The 22370-nt window shown below is 34.0% G+C and carries 18 protein-coding genes; 13 read left to right on the plus strand and 5 right to left on the minus strand.

What is annotated here, in order from left to right; translation table 11 throughout:
- The first annotated feature begins 515 nt into the window (after nt 1–515).
- From QWT87_RS04810 to QWT87_RS04820, 3 genes are all read left to right on the plus strand, one after another.
- On the plus strand, nt 516–1766 hold the full coding sequence (locus tag QWT87_RS04810; protein ID WP_185208950.1) for a site-specific integrase: 1251 nt from the start codon (nt 516–518) through the stop codon (nt 1764–1766).
- A gap of 232 nt (nt 1767–1998) precedes the next feature.
- Nucleotides 1999–3828, plus strand: coding sequence for a DUF262 domain-containing protein (locus QWT87_RS04815; protein WP_185208952.1), 1830 nt, complete (start codon nt 1999–2001; stop codon nt 3826–3828).
- Complete coding sequence (locus QWT87_RS04820; RefSeq protein WP_185208954.1) at nt 3818–6058, plus strand: DUF262 domain-containing protein; 2241 nt, start codon at nt 3818–3820, stop codon at nt 6056–6058. The genes QWT87_RS04815 and QWT87_RS04820 overlap by 11 nt, the downstream gene beginning before the upstream one ends.
- Nucleotides 6059–6170: 112 nt before the next feature.
- Here QWT87_RS04820 and QWT87_RS04825 read toward each other — a convergent pair whose 3' ends face one another.
- From QWT87_RS04825 to QWT87_RS04840, 4 genes are all read right to left on the minus strand, one after another.
- Nucleotides 6171–6452, minus strand: a complete 282-nt coding sequence (locus tag QWT87_RS04825; RefSeq protein ID WP_034979496.1) for a helix-turn-helix domain-containing protein — start codon at nt 6450–6452, stop codon at nt 6171–6173.
- Nucleotides 6449–6745 (minus strand): helix-turn-helix domain-containing protein, encoded by a 297-nt coding sequence (locus QWT87_RS04830; protein WP_078795240.1) that lies wholly within the window; start codon nt 6743–6745, stop codon nt 6449–6451. The genes QWT87_RS04825 and QWT87_RS04830 overlap by 4 nt, the downstream gene beginning before the upstream one ends.
- Before the next feature lie 100 nt (nt 6746–6845).
- Nucleotides 6846–7226: a hypothetical protein gene (locus tag QWT87_RS04835; protein ID WP_228457837.1), complete on the minus strand. Its 381-nt coding sequence runs from the start codon at nt 7224–7226 to the stop codon at nt 6846–6848.
- A 502-nt stretch (nt 7227–7728) separates the two neighbouring features.
- Nucleotides 7729–8220 carry a DUF3408 domain-containing protein gene (locus QWT87_RS04840; RefSeq protein WP_185208959.1) on the minus strand — a complete coding sequence of 164 codons (492 nt, stop codon included), beginning with the start codon at nt 8218–8220 and terminating at the stop codon, nt 7729–7731.
- Between the two features lie 547 nt (nt 8221–8767).
- Here QWT87_RS04840 and mobA point away from each other — a divergent pair.
- The 9 genes from mobA to QWT87_RS04885 all read left to right on the plus strand — a co-directional run bounded on the left by mobA (nt 8768) and on the right by QWT87_RS04885 (nt 21243).
- Nucleotides 8768–9202 (plus strand): conjugal transfer protein MobA, encoded by a 435-nt coding sequence (gene mobA / locus QWT87_RS04845; protein WP_185208962.1) that lies wholly within the window; start codon nt 8768–8770, stop codon nt 9200–9202.
- A gap of 4 nt (nt 9203–9206) precedes the next feature.
- Nucleotides 9207–10469: a conjugal transfer protein MobB gene (gene mobB, locus QWT87_RS04850; RefSeq protein ID WP_185208964.1), complete on the plus strand. Its 1263-nt coding sequence runs from the start codon at nt 9207–9209 to the stop codon at nt 10467–10469.
- A gap of 355 nt (nt 10470–10824) precedes the next feature.
- The gene (locus tag QWT87_RS04855) at nt 10825–12732 is read left to right on the plus strand and encodes an exodeoxyribonuclease VII small subunit (protein WP_185208966.1); all 1908 of its coding nucleotides are present in this window, start codon (nt 10825–10827) and stop codon (nt 12730–12732) included.
- Entirely contained in the window at nt 12733–13638 is a 906-nt protein-coding gene (locus QWT87_RS04860; protein WP_185208968.1) for a hypothetical protein, read from the plus strand.
- A 17-nt stretch (nt 13639–13655) separates the two neighbouring features.
- Nucleotides 13656–16172, plus strand: coding sequence for an Hsp70 family protein (locus QWT87_RS04865; RefSeq protein ID WP_185208970.1), 2517 nt, complete (start codon nt 13656–13658; stop codon nt 16170–16172).
- 32 nt (nt 16173–16204) lie between these two features.
- The gene (locus QWT87_RS04870) at nt 16205–16495 is read left to right on the plus strand and encodes a DUF6804 family protein (protein ID WP_185208972.1); all 291 of its coding nucleotides are present in this window, start codon (nt 16205–16207) and stop codon (nt 16493–16495) included.
- The gene (locus tag QWT87_RS04875) at nt 16492–18249 is read left to right on the plus strand and encodes a protein kinase domain-containing protein (RefSeq protein WP_185208974.1); all 1758 of its coding nucleotides are present in this window, start codon (nt 16492–16494) and stop codon (nt 18247–18249) included. The genes QWT87_RS04870 and QWT87_RS04875 overlap by 4 nt, the downstream gene beginning before the upstream one ends.
- A 166-nt stretch (nt 18250–18415) precedes the next feature.
- A complete protein-coding gene (locus tag QWT87_RS04880; protein WP_185208976.1) occupies nt 18416–19966 on the plus strand; it encodes a type I restriction-modification system subunit M in 1551 nt (516 codons plus the stop codon).
- Nucleotides 19967–20013: 47 nt separating this feature from the next.
- On the plus strand, nt 20014–21243 hold the full coding sequence (locus QWT87_RS04885) for a restriction endonuclease subunit S (RefSeq protein WP_302714247.1): 1230 nt from the start codon (nt 20014–20016) through the stop codon (nt 21241–21243).
- On the opposite strand, the gene QWT87_RS04890 is transcribed toward QWT87_RS04885, so the two are convergent.
- Nucleotides 21236–21790 carry a restriction endonuclease subunit S domain-containing protein gene (locus QWT87_RS04890; RefSeq protein WP_074719374.1) on the minus strand — a complete coding sequence of 185 codons (555 nt, stop codon included), beginning with the start codon at nt 21788–21790 and terminating at the stop codon, nt 21236–21238. The genes QWT87_RS04885 and QWT87_RS04890 overlap by 8 nt on opposite strands.
- Before the next feature lie 55 nt (nt 21791–21845).
- Here QWT87_RS04890 and QWT87_RS04895 point away from each other — a divergent pair, with 55 nt between their 5' ends.
- Nucleotides 21846–22346, plus strand: a complete 501-nt coding sequence (locus tag QWT87_RS04895; protein WP_221406065.1) for a restriction endonuclease subunit S — start codon at nt 21846–21848, stop codon at nt 22344–22346.
- The last annotated feature ends 24 nt before the right edge of the window (nt 22347–22370 follow it).

The raw sequence follows: 22370 nt of genomic DNA on the forward strand, positions 1-22370 counted from the left end.
GGAATGTTATCAGCTTAATATTAGTCTGATAACGCTGCGTTTATACAAGTAATATCCCTTGTGTATTTGTGATGAGCTAAAGTGTAGAATCTTGAAAAATTGACCATAGTAATCTGTTCAAAGTAAACACATTTAAAAAGAAAATAAAAAAAGACGATAAACACTGTTTACTTATCAGTCATTTTAATCTTTTGATTTTCCTTATAAAATTTAGTATTCAACCAATACAACTTTTTCCTGAAAACTTTAAAATAAAATTTTCAGTAAAAATACACTAAAGATTAATAACAGGTAAAACGATTGTAAATAAAGGCTTTACAATCGTTTTTTTGATTTTTTGTTAATGAGGTAAAAAGCAGGAAAAAGCAACGATAGACAAAAGTAAGGTTACTAAAACGTTACTTTTAAATATCAGAAGTAATTGTTTTAAAATGCTGTATTTCAGCTTTTTGCATAGTTTTTCATATTGTTCCGTAGCTCACATAGGTTTAATTTTATCATTAAGAATTGTGAGTATGGAAACGACAAAAAAATCAACATTTAAGGTATTGTTCTACCTTAAAAAAAACGCCCCAAAGAAAAACGGAAAAGTTACGGTTATGTGCAGGATTACTGTAAACGGCAAACAATCTGCATTTAGCACCAAGTTGGATATTTCCGTATCGAATTGGGATTTGAAGTATGGCAGAGTTTTGGGAAAAAGCCGAGAAGCCCAAGACACAAACAGCAAACTTGATAAAATTCGTTTGGGTATCGAAGAATGCTATTCCAAAATTTTAAAGAATGAGGGAGTTGTAAACAGTACCAAACTTAAAAATGCCGTTCTTGGGATGGAAAGCGGAGAACTGACCTTTTTCAAATTCTATGAACAGTTCCTTTCTGACTATGAGAAAAAGGTCAATAATGGACTTCGGGTCAATGGTACACGCAGTAAGTACAAAACACTTTTGAAACACCTACGAAATTTTGCATTTACAAAATACGGTTGCTCTGACTTATCATTCAACGACGTTACATCTGACTTTGTGCAGGACTTTGATTATTACCTGCGTGACGACCAAAGTTTGACACACAACACCATTTGGCTGTATATGATTGGATTTACCACGCTTTGCCGATTGGCAATGAGCAGAAAGCACCTTGCTTTTAATCCGTTCAGCGAATACAAGAATACCAAAAAGGACAAAGACAGAGGTTATCTGTTACGAAGCGAGTTGGAACAGCTTGTAATGTTCAACTGCGAGAAAAAGAAAGACGAATTGGTTAAAGACCTGTTTGTTTTCAGTTGCTTTACTGGTCTTTCCTATTCAGATATGAAAGGGCTTAGAAACAGCAATATTCAGGATTTCTTTGACGGTAACCAGTGGATTATCATACGTAGGAAAAAAACAGCCACATCGTCAAACGTGATGCTGTTGGATATCCCCAAAATGATTATCGAAAAATATGCAGGATTTTCAAAAGACGGAAAGGTATTTCCTGTACCATCAAATACAGTCTGTAATGATAGACTAAAGAGAACATCACAACTGATTGACTGCCTGAAAGAAAAGAAAGTAACCTTTCACTTGGCACGCCATACGTTTGCCACGCTATTTTTGAGCGAGGGAGTTCCGTTAGAGAGTTTGAGCAAAATGTTAGGGCATAAAAACATTGCCACAACGCAAATTTATGCCAAGATACTCAACGAGAAAGTAGGTAAGGATATGCAAAAAGTATCACACAAATTTAAGGGGATGGAAAGCTCTTTTGTTTCACAACTTTAAACAGATATTTAAAACTAATCAAGAAAAGTCAAGGAGTCCAGCCTTGACTTTTTTTGTAATTTAGCGACTACCGAAAACATACTTTATTAGCACTGTATGGATTTTAAAAAATACAAGGATGTTTCAAAGTAATCGAGGGATAAAATATCGCTTTAATAGTAAGATCAAAACGATAAATTTTCGATTGAAGCATCTTTCTTACTGACAAAAAAAATGGATTATTTGACAAATTATGCAAGAAAATAAAATTAAAACATTGAGCATAACCGAGCTTTTAGGGTATAATTTTTATATCCCAGAATACCAACGAGGTTACAGATGGACAAAAACAAATGTATTACAATTACTTAATGATATTTGGGAATACAGGCAAGAAACTAATAACAGAAACACATTCTATTGCTTACAACCCGTAGTGGTAAGAAAAGCGGATTGGCAAGACATCAACGGAAATAGCATACAAGGCTTTGAACTTATTGACGGACAACAACGCTTAACAACCCTTCATCGTATTGTTACCTACTTAACGTTAGAATACCTTCAGAATAATTTGAAATCCGAAGGCTATCCCGATAATCTTTATTCCATTTATTACAAAACAAGACTTGAATCCAAGATCTTTTTGGAATCCAACCAAGTTAACAATACCAAACCCGACTTATACTATATGAGCGAGGCGTATAAATGTATTAAGGAATGGTTCGAAGACGGTAATAAAGGGATTCCAAGGCAAGTTAAAGATGAAATGCTAAAAATCATTCTGCCAAGTATTTTGCCAAACGACAAAGGAGAAATACAACTTCCTGAGTGGAGTATACAAGTAATTTGGTATGAGATAAAAGATACAGAACAAAAGAGCGAAGAGCTTTTTACTCGTTTAAATCGTGGGAAAATACCGCTTACAAGTGCTGAATTGATTAAAGCAAAATTTGTTAATTCCGACAGTTTTAAAGGAATGCCAGAGGATGACAAAATTAAACGCAGAACACAATTAGTCCAAATATGGGATGAAATTGAAAACCAACTTAACAATCCGAAATTCTGGGCTTTTGTTTCAAACGAAAAATCAGATAAATTCAGCAATAAAATTGAATATCTGTTTGATATAGTTGCCAAGAAAACACCAAATGAGAAAGACCCTTTATTCAGTTTTATTCACTTTTTTGATGAAAAAGAAACTGCCGATTCTCTTTGGAAAAAATGGATTGAGCTAGAAGAAATCTACCGTTCCTTGGCTTATTGGTATTCTAACAAAAATCTCTATCATAAAATTGGCTATCTCATTAGTACTGGAACACCTATTGGTAATTTGATACAAATCAAAAAAACTAACACGAAGCAAAATTTTGAAAAAGAAATAGATCAGCTAATTTCAAACGGAATTGACGATGATTGGGAAGACCTAAGTTACGACAAAAGAAGCGACCACGAAAAAATTATTAAAGTTTTACTTTTAACCAATATTGAGCTAACGAGAGCCAATAAAAATAGTAATGAATTTTTTCCTTTTGAAATGTACAAAAGCATTACAAAAAGCTTGGAACACATTCACGCACAAAATATTGAAGGAATAAACGAGAACAAAAGGGAGGAATGGTTCAGTTGGCTTCGCTCACACACCAACATATTATTGAATGTGGCTACTGATAAAGAGAAAGCAAAGAAAATTATTGCAGAAGCTGACTCAATTGATGAAAAGACATATAGGTACGAAGATTTTAAATCATTGAGTGAACGGATTTTAAGACTCATCCCATCTGAAAACAGCAATGAGAACGAATATTTACATAAAATTCAAAATATGGCATTACTCGGACTTACTGAAAATATTTCGTTGAGCAATTCTGTTTTTGAGGTAAAACGTAGAAAAATTATTGAATTGGACAGAACAGGAACTTTTATTCCATTGGCTACCAAACGGATTTTTCTGAAATATTATGCATCCAACAATGGTCAACATTATTCTGTTTGGACAAAAGACGAACGAGATGCTTACTCAAACGAAATCCGTAAATGTGTAAAACTATACAAACCTGAAATAGTTGAAGAAAATGAGAAATAATTACATTGAAATATTACGCAATAAGGTTGAAATACCAATTATTCAACGAGATTATGCACAAGGACGAACAGACAATAAAACCAATAAAATTCGAAAAGACTTTTTAGACGTTTTATTTGACTTTATTTTCAAGAAACAGTTAAATCCAGATGTTGAGATTGAGCTTGATTTTATTTACGGATTCAATGAACAAGATTCTAACAATCAAATAACTTTTGTACCCATTGACGGTCAACAAAGATTAACAACACTTTGGTTGTTGTATTGGTTTGTTTCTGTAAAAGAAAATATTTCAGATGACGAGGTAACTTTTCTTGCTAACTTTCTATATGAAACAAGACACAGTACCACCGAGTTTTATAGAAATTTGATTAGGTTTAAGCCCGAATTTTCACACAATCATATCAACGAGGAAATTACAAATCAGCCTTGGTATTTTGAAACTTGGGACTTCGACCCAAGCATTCAGGCAATGCTTGTTGTACTCAAGGATATTGAGTTAAGATATAGTGACTTAAACATAAATTCTGTATGGAAAGTTATCGGAAATTCACCGTTCTATTTCTACAAATTAGATATGGACAAAGTTGGTTTAACTGACGATTTGTACATAAAAATGAACTCTCGTGGAAAGCCCTTAACCGAATTTGAATATTTTAAGGCTGGATTTGCAGAGATAATTTCAGAACCAAAACAAAGAAAGCGCTTTGAGGAATCTATTGACGGGATTTGGGCTGATACTGTCTGGCATATCATTTTTGAATTGGGATCATTATCAGAAGATGACGACATTGCTTTAACAGTTGATAACTCCTTTCTCAACCTTTTTAATTTTATCACTTCGATAATTTCTTTCAAAGATGATTTGAAAGACTCAAATGATTTGCGATATGCAAATACGGTAGAATCTCCCGAATTACTAAAAACCATTTACGGCACTATTGAGAATCAAAATTTTTTGTTTGACACATTAGACGCTATATGCAAACAAGAACAACAAGAACCTGCCTTTTGGAATAACTTATTCTATATTGAAAAAGATGACTTTGATTCTGACAAGACAAGGTTGTTTTTTCAACACAAAGACACGAATCTTTTAAAGCGCTGTTTGTTTCACTATTCAGATTACAGAGGTTTATCTTTTCCCGAACAAATTTTACTGTTAGCTTGTTTTACACATCTCAAAACACCAAGTAATACTTTTAATAAACAAATAAGAACCTTACGTAATTTAGTCGTAAACTCCGAAAATGAACTACGTGAATCTGTTTTAGGAAATAGTTTTTCCGAAGCTGAACACTTTATTAAAAACGGAGATTTAGCAGTTTTCAAAACATTTAAAACTGACCAAATCGAAGAAGAAAAATCTAAAAATGAGTATATAAATCAAACACCCACGAGTAAAGAATTTCTTCTGAAACTTGAAGATAGCGAGATATTTAGAGGAAGTATTTCTTTATTCCCCTTAGTTGGAGATTTTAAAAATAGAGCAGAGAAATTTTTAGGACTATTTGATGAAAATGAAATTATTTCAGATTTTAATACTAAGAGTAATCTTTTATTGAGTTTCGGAGATTATTCACAGGACGATGGTACGTTGACCAATTTAATGTCAGATAAAAGTCGTGTGGTCAGAAACTTTCTAACAACACCAGGATATAATAAATCACATTTTCACAAAAAAACAGGAACAGTCGTTTTAGAATGTTTAGATTTCTTCATAGCCAATCAATCGGTTTCAATTCAGCAAAAAATTGAAGAAATTCTTTCCGATTATTCCGATAAACCAAAAGACTGGAGATATTACTTTATGAAATATTCTTCATTTAGGGAGAATTGTAACCAAGGTTATTATTTCTTTTGGGAAGGTAATGATTATTGTATCTGGAAAATGAAAGAGAGACAGTTTAACGGATGGCATTGGGATCCGTTTTTAAGAGAGTTGACAAGTTCAAAAAGAATTAAAAATATCAGTCTTGATAATTATGGAGCAAAACTGGTTTTCTCTCATAAACGTAAAAAGGTTTTTATTTGTTCAGTACCAAATGGTTTTTTATTTGAGAATGGTATGACAGAGAGAACTGCAAATACTTTATTGGACGATTTGGAAAAAAGTGGAATCATTGACAATAAGGGGTGCTATATTGTTCCTCAGTCTGAAGATGGAATTGATTTGCAGGACAGGGTAGAGCTACTTGAACAAATATTGACTGGAATGACACAGACATAATTTGGACTGTCCAAGTAATATACTTAAAATAAATGAAAAAAAACAGCCCACCGCTTTAAGCAGTGGGCTGTTTCTTTAATTGACTGATACGGTTACAGTTTCAGACAATCGGCTAACGCTGATAGTTATCTTCCAATACCTTAATAATATCGCTTTCACGAAACAAGATTTTCCGTTCGAGTTTGATAAAAGGTATCAGTCCGTCATCTCTGTACTGTTGCAACGTCCGTTTGCTAATGTGTAGCATCTCGCAAACCTGTTCGCCTGAAAGGTAGATTTCCCCTTTTAAGAGTGGGTGGAAATATTCCCTGATATACAGCAGTTCATTTTTGATGCCTACCACAGCTTCGAGCAGAGCAAGCATATCCTCGTTTGAATTTCCAATCTGTTTCATTTATTTTGCTTTTTTAATGGTCGCTCTCCCTGCATAAGTAACTCCACTTCGGACAATCTGAAATATGTTTTCCGATTGATTTGCGTTGCCCCAAGAATGCCTTTTGCCCTGTAAGTCTGCAACGTTCTTTTGCTAATATTGAGAAGTTGACAAGCTTCCTGTTGGTCGAGCCATTTCGTTGCCTGTTGTAATGCTTTGTAGGGTGCAGTCATTTCTGCAATCAATAGAGAAACTTCCTTTACTTCCCTATGCAGTGCCTTTAAAATCTGAATGTCTAAAACTGTTATTTCCATATCTGCATCATTTAAACCTCGAAAATAAAAGCTATTGCCATAGGTTATTCTAATGTTGCATCCGATGGCGGTATTTGGCGTGCAGTTGCCAAATACTCGGCTATAATCCCAATTTTGGTTTATTGTTTTTCGGGCGAGCCTGTTGTGGTTTGATTACATTGTCTGTCTTCGAAGCAGTCTTTTTGTTTTTCTGTACAGTCTGACTTTTTTCATTGTTTTTGAAATCCGAATGCACCATCGTTTTTGTAGCACCTATTATGCTTTCAGGTTCGGCAGTTTGTTTTTGTTGTTCAACACGTTTGCCCCCGAACAGCTTGCCTAGACCTAAACCCTTTGTATCTCTGAATTGACGTTTAAGGTTTGTAATGAAATTGGAAATCGGGTCGCTATGCTTATCGACCTGCATAAAAGGTGCATCCTCTTTTTTATTGGACAGTTCTTTTTCTTTACGCTCTTTGTCGGTTATTACTTTTTGTGCCATAGGTTCAAAATTTTCCTCAATATAGAACCCAAAGGAATGTATTGTTTTCATTTGGCATTACGTGGCAGTATTTGGCTTATGTTGGCACGATATAAATAGAAAGTAATCCTTAAAACACTTTAAATTTTCCTCGCAAAGCCCTCACACATTTAAAGAGTTTTGTACGGATAAAGGAAAGCATACCAAAAATACCCTATCCTTAGCCCTTACGTGTTTTTTGCACCCTTTCTTTGATTGGAATTGATTAAAAAAGAACAAAAAGGTAGCAAAATTAAGGCTGACAGCCATCGCACCGCACCGCCAAAAGACTACGGCATAATGGCAGGACAAAAAAGGAGGCTTCGCCGAGTTGTTGTGTTTGCCCTGCCACCCTTCGGGATTTATTCCGTTTCCTTTTGGCTTTTCCCCTTGTCCGCCTTGTTGTAATGGCTTTCTTTTTTTTCTGTTTTTTTCTTTTGGAAACAATTTTAATGGGGAGTTACGCATCCTGACCAAAGAACGGTTATAAAAACAACGGCTTGTGTTTTTCGTTGTAGATTTCGTTAATCAATTCCCCGAACTCCTGAAAGTGGTATTCGATAATATTGTCTAGATACGCATAAATTGTCAGCTTGTCTATGCCCATAATATTGATAAGCCTGTTAAATGTTTCGTGATGCTCCTGCCTTACATAGACCGATTTCCCCCTGCTTGCCGTTGTAGTCGGGATTTTAAAAAACTGTTCGCAATAGTCCTCTTTGTTTAGCTTCTTTGGTTTTGAAACAGTTCTTTTTGCGTTACTTGATGTCGGTTTTGTATCTTCCGTTTCCTTAGGTTCTTCTCCAGCCATTACAAGCATCATCGCTTCCTCGTCTACTTCGGGTTTAGCAAAATCTGCACGATGTGTTACTGCCTGTTGTTCCGTCAAAGGTTGCTTCTTTTCATCAGTTAGGAAATTTTCAATAGAGAAATCCTCTTTTTCGGGTTGCTGATTTTTGTTTTCTTCGTTTATCATATCTCTTATTTTTAATATTATATCCAATTAACTGTTTGCTTAACTAAGCAATCAGCTGTATATACAGTTGTATCTATGTAACCAACTATCCACCTATGCACATGCATACTCTTAATTGGCTAGTTCATTAACTCAAAAATTTGTAATTAGTCTGCATTCAATCACGCAGATTAGCTGTCAGGATTTATGCTATTTATTTACTTTAATAAGGATATAACCAATCAGCCAACTAACTATATACAAAGGAAATAAAAGCAGTTCCAAACCGTATAGTGGTGGCACTATTTGGCGTTCATTGGCTTTATTTGGCGTAATTGTAAGTAGCTGTTATTCAAATAGTCTTATCGAACTTTGTAATCGGAGCAGTTGATTTTTTCGGCTAACTCCAATCCGTTTGTAAAACGGATTTTTCTGAACTCCTGTTCAGAGCAAGTTATCTTTTGAGGTACTCGAAATGAATTTCGGCACCTCAAAAGCACTTGCCCTTGCAGGGGGCTGGAAACGGCTCCGAAGTCGCCCGTTTGTTTAAAAATTAAAATGGATTATTATGGAAGAGAAAAACAGAAAACAGATTAAGAAATCAGGAAGAAAACCAAAGATTGACCCTGCGGTTCATCGGTATTCTATCAACCTGAATGCGGAGGATAATGCTAAATTTCTTGCTCTCTTTGACCAGTCAGAAATGAAAGTCATTGCTCATTTTATTACCGCTTGCATCTTTCAGAAGACGGTAAAGACCGTAAAAATTGATATGGATGCATTAGATTATCACGAAAAATTGACCCGATTTTTTAGCCAGTTCCGAGCAATCGGAACAAATTATAATCAGGTTGTGAAGATATTGTACCGCAATTTTTCAGAGAAAAAAGCAGGAACATACCTTTTTAAATTGGAAAAAGAAACCATTGAATTGGTACAAGTCACAAAAGAAGTCATCCGTTTGACACAGGAATTTGAAGAGAAGTATTTGAAAAAAGAGTAAAGTTATGATTGCAAAAATTGGAAAAGGAGGCAATATGTATGGAGCGATTTTGTACAATCAACAAAAAGTGGATAAGGAAAACGGAGCGGTTTTATTGCTGAACAAGATACCTGACACGGTGGACGGTAAGTATTCCGTTGCCTATTTTAATAAATGCTTTGAACCATATCTGTCTGCTAATATCAAAACAGAAAAGACGGTACGGCATATATCGCTGAACCCAGATCCTGCGGATAAGGTTAGCGATGAGCAGTTTACGGATATGGCACAAGAATATATGGAACGTATGGGCTACGGCAACCAACCTTACATAGTTTTCAAGCATACGGATATTGACCGCACGCATATCCATATCGTTTCGACCTGCGTGGGAATTGACGGAAAGAAAATCCCTGATGATTACGACCATCCACGTTCAATGGCTATTTGTCGGAATTTAGAACAGAAATACAACCTGCACAAAGCAACCGAACAAGAGCAGAAACAAGCCAATAAAGTTTTCAAGCCTGTAAATCATAAAAATGGCGACATTAAAAGTCAGATTGCTTCGGTAGTAAGGCATCTGCCCAAGTATTACAACTTTTCAACTATGGGTAGCTACAATGCGTTACTTTCTCTTTTCAACATCACAGCGGAGCAAGTCAAAGGTGAACGGAACGGACAGACCGTAAACGGATTGGTGTATGTGGCATTGGACGAAAACGGAAACAAAGTAAGTAATCCATTTAAAGCATCACTTTTCGGAAAAGATGCAGGCGTTGCAGAACTTCAAAAGCACTTTGAGCAGTCCAAAGAGAAAATGAAAACCACCCCTGCAAGGTCTGTTCTGAAAAACACGGTGGAGCTTGCGATACACACCACAAACAACGAAACGGAATTTAAAAAGCAACTTGTAGAGCAAGGTATCAATACGATTGTCCGTAAAAATGAAAGCGGACGGATTTACGGTATCACGTTCATCGACCACGAAAGCCGAAGTATTTGGAACGGTTCGCAATTAGATAGAAGCCTGTCGGCAAATATGTTTAACCAGTGGTGGAACAACGGAAATAAACCCGAACTGAAAATACAGGATAACCCTGTTTTCAATACAAGTACATTGGACTATTCTCCAACGAAAGACCTTTTTGAATTTCTTTCAAATGAACATTCGGCTAATTACGATTTAGGATTATTCAGCTTGCTACCTAATGCACAAGGCGAAGACTACGAGGAAGAACAGTTTGCTAAACAAATGAAGAAAAAGAAGAAAGGGAGAAGATTGTAAAATAGACTTTGTAGATACTTCACACGTCAAATCCCTGACGTATTTTTCATATCTTTGCAGAAGAACAAAACAAGTTTTAATGAGTTAAATAAAAGAAAAATAGATATATAATTATAGCGTTTCGCTTTATAAATTCCTGTATCTGAAAGGTCGAAAATTTCAAATAGCACAGGAAAGTAAGAGTGGAAACGCCTACGGTAAAGCGTGGGCGTTCCTTTTTGCTTTGTGCTATCGGTATTCGACCACCGCAGATACGAGCAAGGGGAATTAGCTCACGTTATTTTTTTTATCTTTACGGAAACCCGTAAGAAAATTTAAAAAAACTAATTTAAATTGCCAGACCGTAGAAATTATAATGAAATCAATTATAAATAATCCATACAGAATTGCAGGGATTCTCGCCAATAGTTCCGAGAAAGATATTCTGAAACAAAAAAGTAAAATCAAGAGATTCAGTGAAGTAGGAAAAGAGATTTCTTCTGAATATGATTTCCCTTTTCTATCATCCTTGTCAAGGAGTAGTACCATTATCGATAAAGCTTTTTCTGACATCGAACAAAATCAGAATAAAGTTTTCTATTCTCTATTTTGGTTTCTCAATCTCAATCCCATTGATAATACCGCAATCCAACATCTGATAAGCGGAAACAAAGAAAAAGCTTTTGAAATTTGGGAAAAATTAAGCAATGACAAAGAGGTTAACTCAAAAAATTATTCAGCTTTCAATAATATCAGTACGCTTTATTTGTTGGGACATTCTAAAGAAGATTTAAAACGAGGAATTACTACCAAAATAAAACTAATTGAATCGGAAAATTTCAAAGATTTTGTTCATACAGTTGCTGACGAGACTTTTTCTATTGATACGCCGAAGCAAATTGAACTATTAATTGATGAATTACTAACACTATTCAAAGGCAAATATTCAACTTCAGAAGCAATGGAGCTGTTTAGCAATTGTAACGGAACTGCTCAAAAATATCTTTCCAAAAAATTTACGGAAGAACCTGTTCATAAAATTGAAGTTCAAATTGAACAATGCAATAAAAAGCGATTAAATAACAAAGGCAATGCATATAAATTTGGAACAGATTTATACACTAACACCAAAAGCGAATTAGCACTATTAAAATCAATTGTAGGTAATGCTAATTTACAATACAAAATATTGGGTGATAATATTGCGAAAGAGATTTTACAGTGCTCTGTTGATTACTTCAACGAAAGCCAGGAACAGGAAAAAAGCGGTAATTATCTTGAAGAAGCTATGAAGTTGGCAAAATTAGCCGAAAGTGTAGCCATAAATGATGCTACGAAAAACAAGGTAAAAGAAAATATTAGTACACTTGAAGAAATGAAAGACCAAGAACTTTCTCAAATTGTAGAAGTTCTAAAGTCTGTTAAACTAATGTATGAAGATAATGAGAGGAAAATTAACCAAGAAGTCAGAGACCTTGAGAAAAATGACGTATTAATAAAGTTAGGGCATAAGTCTATAAATTGGGGTGCAGTAAAGGATAATATTAGAAACTCAATAAATTGGGGAAACGTAAATGATTTGTTGTCTGGAATTTTAACAGATAAGAATTTAAAGAAAATCAAAGAAAGTGATAAATCTGAGGCTAAAAAAGAGTTTTGGGAATTAATTAATTGGACAGAAAACAACTCGTTAAAATCTGCCACAATTTCACGCATAATTGAGATTTATAAAAAAATTGCTCCGAAATTATCTTTTGAAATTCTGTCCGCAGAGATTTCAAATACAGATTCAAACTCAAAAATTATTGAAAAACCATTTTTTATAGAGGATATTAGATATGTTGGAATAAAATTAAAAGTTCGCTCAACAGGAACACAAAAGATTTCCATCTATAAGAAATACATAAATCCAGAAGGAAAATACAGTAATAATTCAAAAACTTCTCCAAAAGGATATACAAGTGTCAATGACCTAACAATAACACCTCAAAGCAGTGTGATTGACCTCGGTGGTTATGGAAATGCTAAAGAATGTAGCTATATGGTTGGCGAACATAAAATTGAAATTTATGTAGATCATTACAAAATCTATACTAAAACTTTTCAAGTTGATTGGTCTCCTGCAAAGAAGACTGAGCTTACCAAAAGTGTTCATTTTTTTGAAAACGAATTGAAAGAAGTTGAAAAATTTCAGTGGTTTAGGTCTTCTGAAACTAAACAGAAAGAAGTAAAGGCTGTTCAAGATAAAATCAAAAAAGCTAAGCAAACTCTAATGAATAAATAAATGAAAAAAACTATACTCATTCCAATACTATTTTGTGCAACAACACTTTTCGCACAGGAACAAAATACAGAACTGCAAAAGCAACAGCAGGAAATTTCTGTTTTAAAACAAAAACTAAACAATCAACAATCTGTAATCAATCAGTATAAATCAGAATTGTCTACTCTTTCCGTAAAAACTGAAAATCAAGAAAAGCAGATTGACAGCCTTAAAACGGAGACAAGTCAAAATGTTCAAAATATTAAATCGATTGCAGACGATTTGGGTACAAAAATCCAACAGACAGAAACAACCGCAAAAGATAGCATCTCCAAGTTAGACAAAGATGTAAGCACCAATCGTTTGTATTGGATAATTGCGACATTGGCAACATTACTTTTAGGCGGAATTATCTATTGGTTATTAGGAAAACGTATTGCCAACAGTAAAACTGACGTAGAAACTCAAATCAAAAATACCAAAACAGCTTTGGAAGAAGAAAGCATTAAGTTAGATAGCAAACTGGTAGAAGTTTTGGAGTCGCAATTAAAATTGAAACAAGAGGAAAAACAAATTACTCCTACTAATTCTAACATTGAAATCGACCATTCTTTAGCTTTGAAAGTCGCTGACGAGATTGTAAGAATGCAAAAGAACATATCCAAAATGGATGATGATACCAAAGGATTAAAACCACTTGTAAAAGGTATAGAAAGAATTCAGGCAAACTTTGCTTCCAATGGTTATGAAATGGTCAATCTTCTTAACAAAGACTATGACGAGAGAATGAATATTGACGTCATTAACTTCATAACAGACGAAAATCTAACAGAAGGAAGAAAGGTTATCACGGCAGTTATCAAACCACAAGTAAATTATAATGATGTTCTTATTCAAAGAGCACAAGTAGATGTATCGCAAAACTAAAATATTCCCAAACTATAATGGCAAGAACTAAAATAGATTACGGTATCGACTTAGGTACAACCAATTCCGCTATTTCAAGAATTGAAAACGGAGAGGCAAAAATAATTAAAGTTAATGGTCTGGACGACACAATGCCGTCTTGTATAGCTTACAACAAAAAAGGTGTTTTAGCAGGAAAAAAGGCGTTCGCAGTTTACAGAAGCGAGCAAGAAGCTAGTTTATCAAAAGATATTGAGCCCAATGCATTTATCGAGTTCAAAAGAACAATGGGAACAGATAGGAAATATTTCAGTTCCAACTTGGATAAAGATTTAAGTTCAGAAGAATTGTCCGCAGAAGTTTTAAAAACGTTGAAATCATTTGTAACTGATGAAGCTGTAAATGCAGTAGTAATTACAGTTCCTGCCGCTTTCAAAAACAATCAAATTGATGCTACAAGGCGTGCTGCAAAGTTAGCAGGATTTGAACATGCAGAAGTTTTGCAAGAACCTGTTGCGGCTGCAATGGCTTATGGTTTAGATAATAAGAACAAAGACGGTTTTTGGTTAGTTTTCGATTTTGGTGGGGGAACTTTTGATGCAGCTTTATTGAAAGTGGAAGACGGTATTATGAAAGTTGCTGATACCGAAGGAGATAATTATTTAGGTGGTAAAAATTTAGATTTGGCTGTTGTTGACGAAATTATCATTCCACATATTCAAGAGAATTTTTCGATTAATGGTATTTTAAATGATGACCATAAAAAAGCAAAATACCGTGAAGCATTAAAGCCGTTTGCAGAAGAATTGAAAAATGAGCTTTCCTTTAAAAATGAATTCAATTTATACAAAGAGGAAGGCGCAGGAACTGATGATGATGGAGAAGATATCGAAATTGATTTAACGATAACACAAGCAGATTTAGAAAATGTTTTATCGCCTGTTTTTCAAAAGGCTGTTGATATTTCAAAAAAACTTTTAGAGCGTAACAACCTAAAAGGTTCGTCTTTAGATTCCTTGATTTTAGTTGGAGGTCCGACTTTTTCTCCAATTATCAGAAAAATGTTGGAGAAGCAAATTTGCAAACCTGACACTACCGTTGACCCAATGACAGTAGTATCAAAAGGTGCTGCTTTGTATGCATCTACAGTAAGTATTTCAGAAGAAATAAAAGAGCAGACAAGAGATAAATCCAAAATTCAAATCGAAATAGGACACGAAGCTTCCACTGTTGAGTTAGAAGAATTTGTTACGCTAAAAATTCTAATTGATAAAACAGAAGGAACAATTCCTGAAAAAGTTTTCGCAGAAATTACACGAAGTGACAAAGCGTGGTCAAGCGGAAAAGTTGAAATAAACGAAATTGGAGAAGTAATTGAAACACAACTTATAGAAGGTAAAACTAATGGTTTTGAAGTAACATTATTTGATGACAAAGGAAATCTTTTAGAAAGTGAACCCAAAGAGTTTACAATAATTCAAGGAATTGGGGGTTTGAACTCAATGCAAGGACTTACACTTAATTGGGGTATCGAGATTAAAAAAAGAGAAACAGGGAAAATTGAATTTAGGCAAGTTTCAGGATTGGAACAAAATAAATCTTTACCTGCAACAGGTACAGCAAATGGATTAAAAACTCAGAAACAAATTCGCCCCGGAATGGATTCTGATTTTATCAAAATTCCGTTATATCAAGGCGAACACGGTGCTGATGGAACGAGAGCCATCTATAATGAACACGTTTATGACATCATAATTAGCGGAGCAGATTTACCTGCATTATTACCCGATAACAGCGATGTAGATTTAACGATTAGCATAGATAAGTCGCAAAAAGTTTCTATTCAGGCATATTTCCCATATTTAGACCATACGTCAGAAATCGAAGTTCCAACTGATACCGTTCAGTCAGTAGAAACCAGTTGGCTTTCTAATGAAATCCGCAAAGCAAAAGGAAGCATTGAAGAACTAAAAGACGAAGGAATAAGCGATGATAAAGTCCAAAAGGCAGAAACTGAAATAGCCGAACTGGAGAGAAAGTTTGAAAACAGCAAAAACGATGTGGATGGAAAACAAGAAGTATTGACTAATCTTAGGAAAACGCTTAAAACTATTGACGAATTAAGCGAAACAACAGAATGGCCAAAACTGGAAGAAGAACTAAAAGAAGAATTTTACAGATTAGAAAAAGCCAATAAAGATTTAGGAAACGACCGTTCAACACAAGTTGTTAATCAGTTGCGAAATCAATTAGAAGAAGTTTTGAAATCACAAGACATCAAATTAGGTAAAGCATTGGCAGAAGAAATCCATTCAGTATTTTTCCAAATGACATTAGTATATCAACTTATTAATTTCATCAGACAACACAATCAACATTTTGCTTCATACCATTGGAAGGACAGTAATAGAGCAAGACAATTATTAAATGAAGGCTTACAACAAATCGGAGAAAACCCCAATACAGATGACTTACATCCAATTGTTGTTGACTTAATCAATTTGTTGCCAAATGAGGAAAGACCAAGCGGAGACGATTCTGTTTTGGTTGGTTAGAAAAACCAGTAATTCCGAAGAAGCATTATAGAATGGAAAAAATCATAAAAATAGGCTTAGCCTTTTTAATGTTTGGTTGCCTTTTGGATATGCCGTATGGTTATTATCAACTGATGCATTTTATAGCGTTAATCAGCTTTGCTGTTTTGGCTTATCAAGCTAGTCAGCAAAGCAGACAAACCGAAATGTTTATCTATGGAGCATTAGCATTCCTATTTCAACCGTTTTTCAAAATTGCACTAGGACGAGAATTATGGAATATTGTAGATGTGATTGTAGGCGTTGGATTGTTGGTAAGTTTAGCGAAAAATAATAAAAAATGAGTAAATCTATATTATCCAAAGGTCAAACTATTGACAATAAATATTCGGTTAGCTTCTTTCTGAAAAAAGGAAGCTATGCCGAAACGTATCGTGTGCAAAACGAAGCGAAAGAAACGAAGTTTCTCAAACTATTTGACCTTGCCAAATTACATCGTACACAGTTTACGGATAATGGAGATATTTTAGAAATTGAACTTTTAAAGCAAGTCAAACACCCCAATTTGGTTAGGTACAACGATAGCGGAAATACTATTATTGACAGTCGTAAAAATGCTTATGCAGTTTTAGATTTTATTAGTGGAGAAACTTTAGCCGACAAAATGAAGCGTGAAAATACACTAAGTCCGTATGAAGCAAAAAGTATCATTTTGAGTGTTCTAAATGGTTTGAATTATTTGCACAACAAACAAATCATTCATAACGATATTACAAACCAAAACATAATGTTGGATTTATCAGGTAAGGTTGCCATTCCAAAAATCATAGATTTTGGCTACGCTCGTTTTTTGCAACAATCCAACAAAGAATTTTTGAAAGACGGTTTGAATTTGTTTTATACAGCTAACGAAACTTTTAACAAGGTCTTTTCTTTCAAAAGCGATATTTATTCGGTTGGTGCTTTGTATTATCATTTATTGACAGGCTTGCCACCTTACTTCGTAGAAATATCCAAATACAAATCCGATAAAATACAGTTGGAAGAAACGATTTTGGAGGAACGGAAAAAACCTTTAAAATTTTCGGATAAAATAGACGAACAAACGCAGCGTATTATCGTGAAAGCATTACAGCCAAAAGCGGAAAACCGTTTTAAATCAGCCAAAGAATTTATACAGGCTTTAAACGGAGAATTAGAAGTTGAACTTTCTGTTCCTGAAGAAAAAGCTACAAAAATTCAATTTAAAGAAAAGAAAAAGGGCAAAGGATTTTCAGCCATAGCAGGAATGCAAGAATTGAAAGAAACTATACAGTTAGATGTAATAGATGCTTTGAACGATAAAGAGCGATATGCAGAATATGGCTTGACCATTCCCAATGGAATGTTATTGTATGGTCCGCCTGGTTGTGGCAAAACGTTTTTTGCTGAGAAAATGGCAGAAGAAATTGGTTTTAATTTTTATCAGATAAAACCTTCTGATATTCAAAGTAAGTTTGTCAATGCTTCACAGGAAAATATCAAAAATTTGTTTGATGAAGCAAGGCAAAATGCACCAAGCATTATTTTCATAGATGAATTAGATGCTCTTGTACCTAGTCGAGACACATCCAACATCAGTCATATGAACACAAGTGCAGTCAATGAATTTTTAGCACAGATGAATAATTGCGGAGAAGACGGAATTTTTATTGTTGGTGCTACTAATAGACCCAATGCTATTGACCCAGCAGTTTTGCGTTCAGGGAGATTGGATAAACATATTTACTTGCCACCACCTGACTTTGAAGCCCGTAAATTGATGTTTGAATTGTACTTAAAAAAGCGTCCAACAGAAATCGGTTTGAACTACGAAGAATTAGCCAAAGCCACTGAAAATTACGTATCAAGCGACATCAAATTTTTATGTGATGAGGCTTCAAGAAAGGCTTTAAAAGAAAATACACGAATTACAAAAATCGTTGTTTTGGAGACAATTCGAAACAATAAACCGTCAATTTCATTACAGGAGTTAAATAGTTACTTGGTCATAAAAGCAAAAATGGATGGAGAAAGTAATAACGCTAATGATAGACCAAGTATTGGATTTAGGACATAGATTTTGTAACAAACAATAATGAGAGATTTGCAATCTGGACTTTATTTTCTGCTTGCCAATATCTATCTGCCTTTTAATAGAAAGTATAGTTTTTAGAATCTAAAAGTTTACTATTTTAGTGGATTCTTAAGGATTAAAAATCCCTAATCAAATAACGCTTATTTCAATGTCAGAAGAACAGAAGAAAATATTAGAGCAACAGCTCTGGAATATAGCCAATACGTTACGTGGAAAAATGAATGCAGATGAATTCCGAGATTATATTTTGGGATTTATTTTTTATAAATATTTGGCTGAAAAAATGGAAATCTATGCGAATTCCATTTTGGAAGAAGATCAAATCCAATTCAGAGATATCAAAGAAGATACGCCCAAAGGTTTAGAATATATTGAAGCCATTCGAGAAGAAGCTCTGGAAACATTAGGGTATTTTTTAAAACCTTCTGAGCTATTTAGCGAAATTACCAAAAGAGGTGATAACAATTTTATTCTTGAAGATTTACAAAAAATCCTGACCAATATCCAGCTCAGCACAATGGGTACACAAAGTGAAGAAGACTTTGAGGACTTGTTCTCTGATATGGATTTGAATAGTAATAATCTGGGTAGAACTGCTGATGCGAGAAATACACTTATCGTAAAAGTTTTGAAGCATCTCGATGAAATTGACTTCAAATTGAATGACACAGAATTAGATGTATTGGGTGATGCTTATGAATATTTGATCGGTCAGTTTGCCAGCGGTGCAGGAAAAAAAGCAGGAGAGTTTTATACACCTCAAGAAGTATCCAAAATTCTTGCAAAAATTGTTACAACGGGTAAAAATCGTTTAAAATCGGTATATGACCCAACTTGTGGTTCAGGATCATTATTATTACGTGTTGCAAGAGAAGTAAAAGATGTCAATAATTTCTACGGACAAGAAATGAACCGCACCACCTACAATCTTGCTCGAATGAATATGATATTGCATGGAGTACATTATCTGAAATTTGACATTAAGCAGGAAGATACTCTGGAACATCCGCAGCATCTAAACGATATGCCATTTGAAGCAATTGTCGCAAATCCTCCTTTTTCAGCGAAATGGAGTGCCAATCCATTATTTTTAAATGATGACCGTTTTAGCCAATATGGAAAATTAGCACCATCAAGCAAAGCTGACTTTGCATTTGTTCAACATATGATCTATCATTTGGCAGAAAATGGAACAATGGCTATTGTTCTGCCTCATGGCGTGTTGTTCCGTGGCGCAGCAGAACTGCACATCCGCAAATACCTGATTGAACAGAAAAATTATTTGGATGCAGTCATCGGCTTACCTGCCAATATTTTCTACGGAACAAGTATTCCGACTTGTATTCTGGTATTTAAAAAGTGTAAGGAAGATCCTGACCATATTTTATTTATTGATGCCAGCAAAGAATTCGAGAAAGTAAAGAACCAAAATATGTTGCGGGAAGAACATATCGATAAGATTGTGGAAACCTATCGTAACAGAACGACTATTGAGAAATACAGTCACTTAGCTACTTTGAAAGAAGTTGAAGAGAATGAATATAATCTCAATATTCCTCGCTACGTAGATACGTTTGAAGCTGAAGAAGAAATCGATATCCAATCCGTAATGCAGGAAATCAAATCTTTAGAAGCTAAACGAGCGGAACTGGACAAAGAGATCGATGTGTACTTCAAAGAATTGGGACTTGTTTTTTAATTTTTTACATCCTTAATGTTTTTACTAACGAAAATTGAATCATCGAGATGATAAATAAAAAATTAAAAGTAGGTAACGTTCCTAATTTGAGATTTCCTGAATTTACTGAGGAATGGGAAACTAAGAAGTTGGGGGAAGTAGCAACAAATGTTATGTACGGTATGAATGCTGCTGCAACTAATTATGATGGCGAAAATCAGTATATACGAATCACAGATATCGACGAACAAACTAGATTATTTTGTCCTAATCCGTTATCATCTCCAGATGGAGAGTTAGACAATAAGTACTTGTTACATAAGGGAGATATACTTTTTGCAAGGACAGGAGCGAGTGTCGGAAAGTCTTATCTATATAATGATAAGGATGGTAAGATTTACTTTGCAGGCTTTTTAATTCGTCTTAATGTGAGAGATGAAGACCCATATTTTATTTTTTCACAAACACTAACCGAAAAATATCAAAGATGGGTACTAACAATGTCAATGCGCTCAGGGCAACCAGGGATTAATGCGGAAGAATATAAATTGTTACCAATAGTCATTCCATCAATCCAAGAACAAGAAAAGATTTCGTCATTTCTGTTACTAATTGACGAAAGAATTCAAACCCAAAACAAAATAATTGAGGAGTTGAAATTATTAAAGATTACGATTAGTAAGAAATTATTCTTACGTCAATTGAGATTTAAAAATGGAAACAATGAAAACTATATAGATTGGAATACTAAAAAGTTGGGAGAGGTTACAACTCTTATAAATAAGAGAAATAAAAATAACGAAAAGCTTCCTGTTTATTCTATAAATAACAAATTAGGATTCGTTCCGCAAAGTGAGCAATTCGAGGGAGTTGATAGCGAAGATAGAGGCTACGATATTAAATTATACAAAATAATTGACAAGAACACCTTTGCCTATAATCCAGCAAGAATTAATGTGGGATCTATTGGCTATAGTGAAAACTTAGAGAATATTATTATCAGTTCATTGTATGTTTGTTTTAAAACAGATAACACCGTAAATGACAACTTTCTATATCAATATCTAAAGACAGATTTTTTTAATAGAGAAGTTTTAAAAAATGTTGAAGGAGGAGTAAGAGATTATCTTTTCTACGACAATTTTGCGAGAATTAAATTTGATTTACCTTGTATTGAAGAGCAAAAAAAGATTGCTGATTACCTTTCATCTATAGATTCAAAGATTGATATTGAAAGCCAACTATTGCATAAATTTGAAGAACAAAAGAGATACTTGTTAGCTAACTTATTTATATAAATAAATTAGCTAACAAGTATTGTTTCTGCTTAAGTAATAGCGTATGAATTTCAAATTCAGTTTTTATTTTATCGTCAATACTTGATAGAAAATCTGCAACATATGTTTGTTGAATATAATTTGGTAATTGCATTTCCATAGGCTCAATTTCGGAGATATAATGCCGTTTGTGTTCATTTGATGATAGATTTAAAAATGACAAATACTCAAATATAAATTTTAGGTTAACATTTGGTTTCGCTGTCAGTATTTTAATTGCTGAAGATTTTACTTTGAATAAAAAATTAACAAACTTTATATCCATTGTAAAATCATCGAAAATGATACATTGACCTTTGTCATAAATACCAAATTCTTCATTGGTATATCCTAATACAAAAGCTTTATTTGCTGTTAGAACTGGAATTAGTGAAATATCAGATGAATAATCCGTATTTGTTACCAAATATTTAGTTGGCTGTTCATAGTTTAAAGTATCCTTAACTTGAACATATTCATTTTCTTGATTAAGAATTTGTTCGTATAGTTGATAGCGAAGCGTAATCACAAAGGAAATAAAATCCCTAATTAAAGGGCTTTGTCAAAAACTAATTCTAAAGCAAGTGCCAAATAAAAAATTAAGTGATTGTGTTTCTTGTTATTCATCATCATTAACAGAATCGAATGTAATTGATAAAAATGGAGTTTATCCAGTTTATGGAGCTACAGGTGTTATTGCATTTACGGAAAATCCACAAATTAATGAAGATGCCGTTTTAATAATCAAAGATGGCTCTGGAGTTGGAAAGGTGCAATTTGGAGCGGATAAATTTTCGGTTATTGGTACTCTAAACTATTTAACTGCAAAGTCTGAAATTAATTTAAGATATATTTTCTTCTGCCTGAAATTTTTTAACTTTGAAAAATACAAAGTTGGTTCTGGAATCCCACACATTTACTTCAAAGACTACGGAGAGTCTACTATTTTCTGTCCTTCTTCGGAAGAACAAGATAAAATAGAGAAATTATTATCAACTATTGACGAAAAAATAAATATTGAAAAAAAATCACTGCAAAAATATGAGATACAGAAAAAGTATCTTCTACAAAACCTATTTATATAAATAGTCTCTCCTTAAACCACCTAT

The sequence above is a fragment of the Chryseobacterium urinae genome, assembly GCF_030518295.1.
Lineage (GTDB): Bacteria > Bacteroidota > Bacteroidia > Flavobacteriales > Weeksellaceae > Chryseobacterium > Chryseobacterium mucoviscidosis.

Excerpts from the sequence above, each read along its gene's own strand:
- QWT87_RS04810 (WP_185208950.1), top strand. The coding sequence starts at position 516 with ATGGAAACGACAAAAAAATCAACATTTAAGGTATTGTTCTACCTTAAA.
- QWT87_RS04815 (WP_185208952.1), top strand. The coding sequence starts at position 1,999 with ATGCAAGAAAATAAAATTAAAACATTGAGCATAACCGAGCTTTTAGGG.
- QWT87_RS04820 (WP_185208954.1), top strand. The coding sequence starts at position 3,818 with ATGAGAAATAATTACATTGAAATATTACGCAATAAGGTTGAAATACCA.
- QWT87_RS04825 (WP_034979496.1), bottom strand. The coding sequence starts at position 6,452 with ATGAAACAGATTGGAAATTCAAACGAGGATATGCTTGCTCTGCTCGAA.
- QWT87_RS04830 (WP_078795240.1), bottom strand. The coding sequence starts at position 6,745 with ATGGAAATAACAGTTTTAGACATTCAGATTTTAAAGGCACTGCATAGG.
- QWT87_RS04835 (WP_228457837.1), bottom strand. The coding sequence starts at position 7,226 with ATGGCACAAAAAGTAATAACCGACAAAGAGCGTAAAGAAAAAGAACTG.
- QWT87_RS04840 (WP_185208959.1), bottom strand. The coding sequence starts at position 8,220 with ATGATAAACGAAGAAAACAAAAATCAGCAACCCGAAAAAGAGGATTTC.
- mobA (WP_185208962.1), top strand. The coding sequence starts at position 8,768 with ATGGAAGAGAAAAACAGAAAACAGATTAAGAAATCAGGAAGAAAACCA.
- mobB (WP_185208964.1), top strand. The coding sequence starts at position 9,207 with ATGATTGCAAAAATTGGAAAAGGAGGCAATATGTATGGAGCGATTTTG.
- QWT87_RS04855 (WP_185208966.1), top strand. The coding sequence starts at position 10,825 with ATGAAATCAATTATAAATAATCCATACAGAATTGCAGGGATTCTCGCC.
- QWT87_RS04860 (WP_185208968.1), top strand. The coding sequence starts at position 12,733 with ATGAAAAAAACTATACTCATTCCAATACTATTTTGTGCAACAACACTT.
- QWT87_RS04865 (WP_185208970.1), top strand. The coding sequence starts at position 13,656 with ATGGCAAGAACTAAAATAGATTACGGTATCGACTTAGGTACAACCAAT.
- QWT87_RS04870 (WP_185208972.1), top strand. The coding sequence starts at position 16,205 with ATGGAAAAAATCATAAAAATAGGCTTAGCCTTTTTAATGTTTGGTTGC.
- QWT87_RS04875 (WP_185208974.1), top strand. The coding sequence starts at position 16,492 with ATGAGTAAATCTATATTATCCAAAGGTCAAACTATTGACAATAAATAT.
- QWT87_RS04880 (WP_185208976.1), top strand. The coding sequence starts at position 18,416 with ATGTCAGAAGAACAGAAGAAAATATTAGAGCAACAGCTCTGGAATATA.
- QWT87_RS04885 (WP_302714247.1), top strand. The coding sequence starts at position 20,014 with ATGATAAATAAAAAATTAAAAGTAGGTAACGTTCCTAATTTGAGATTT.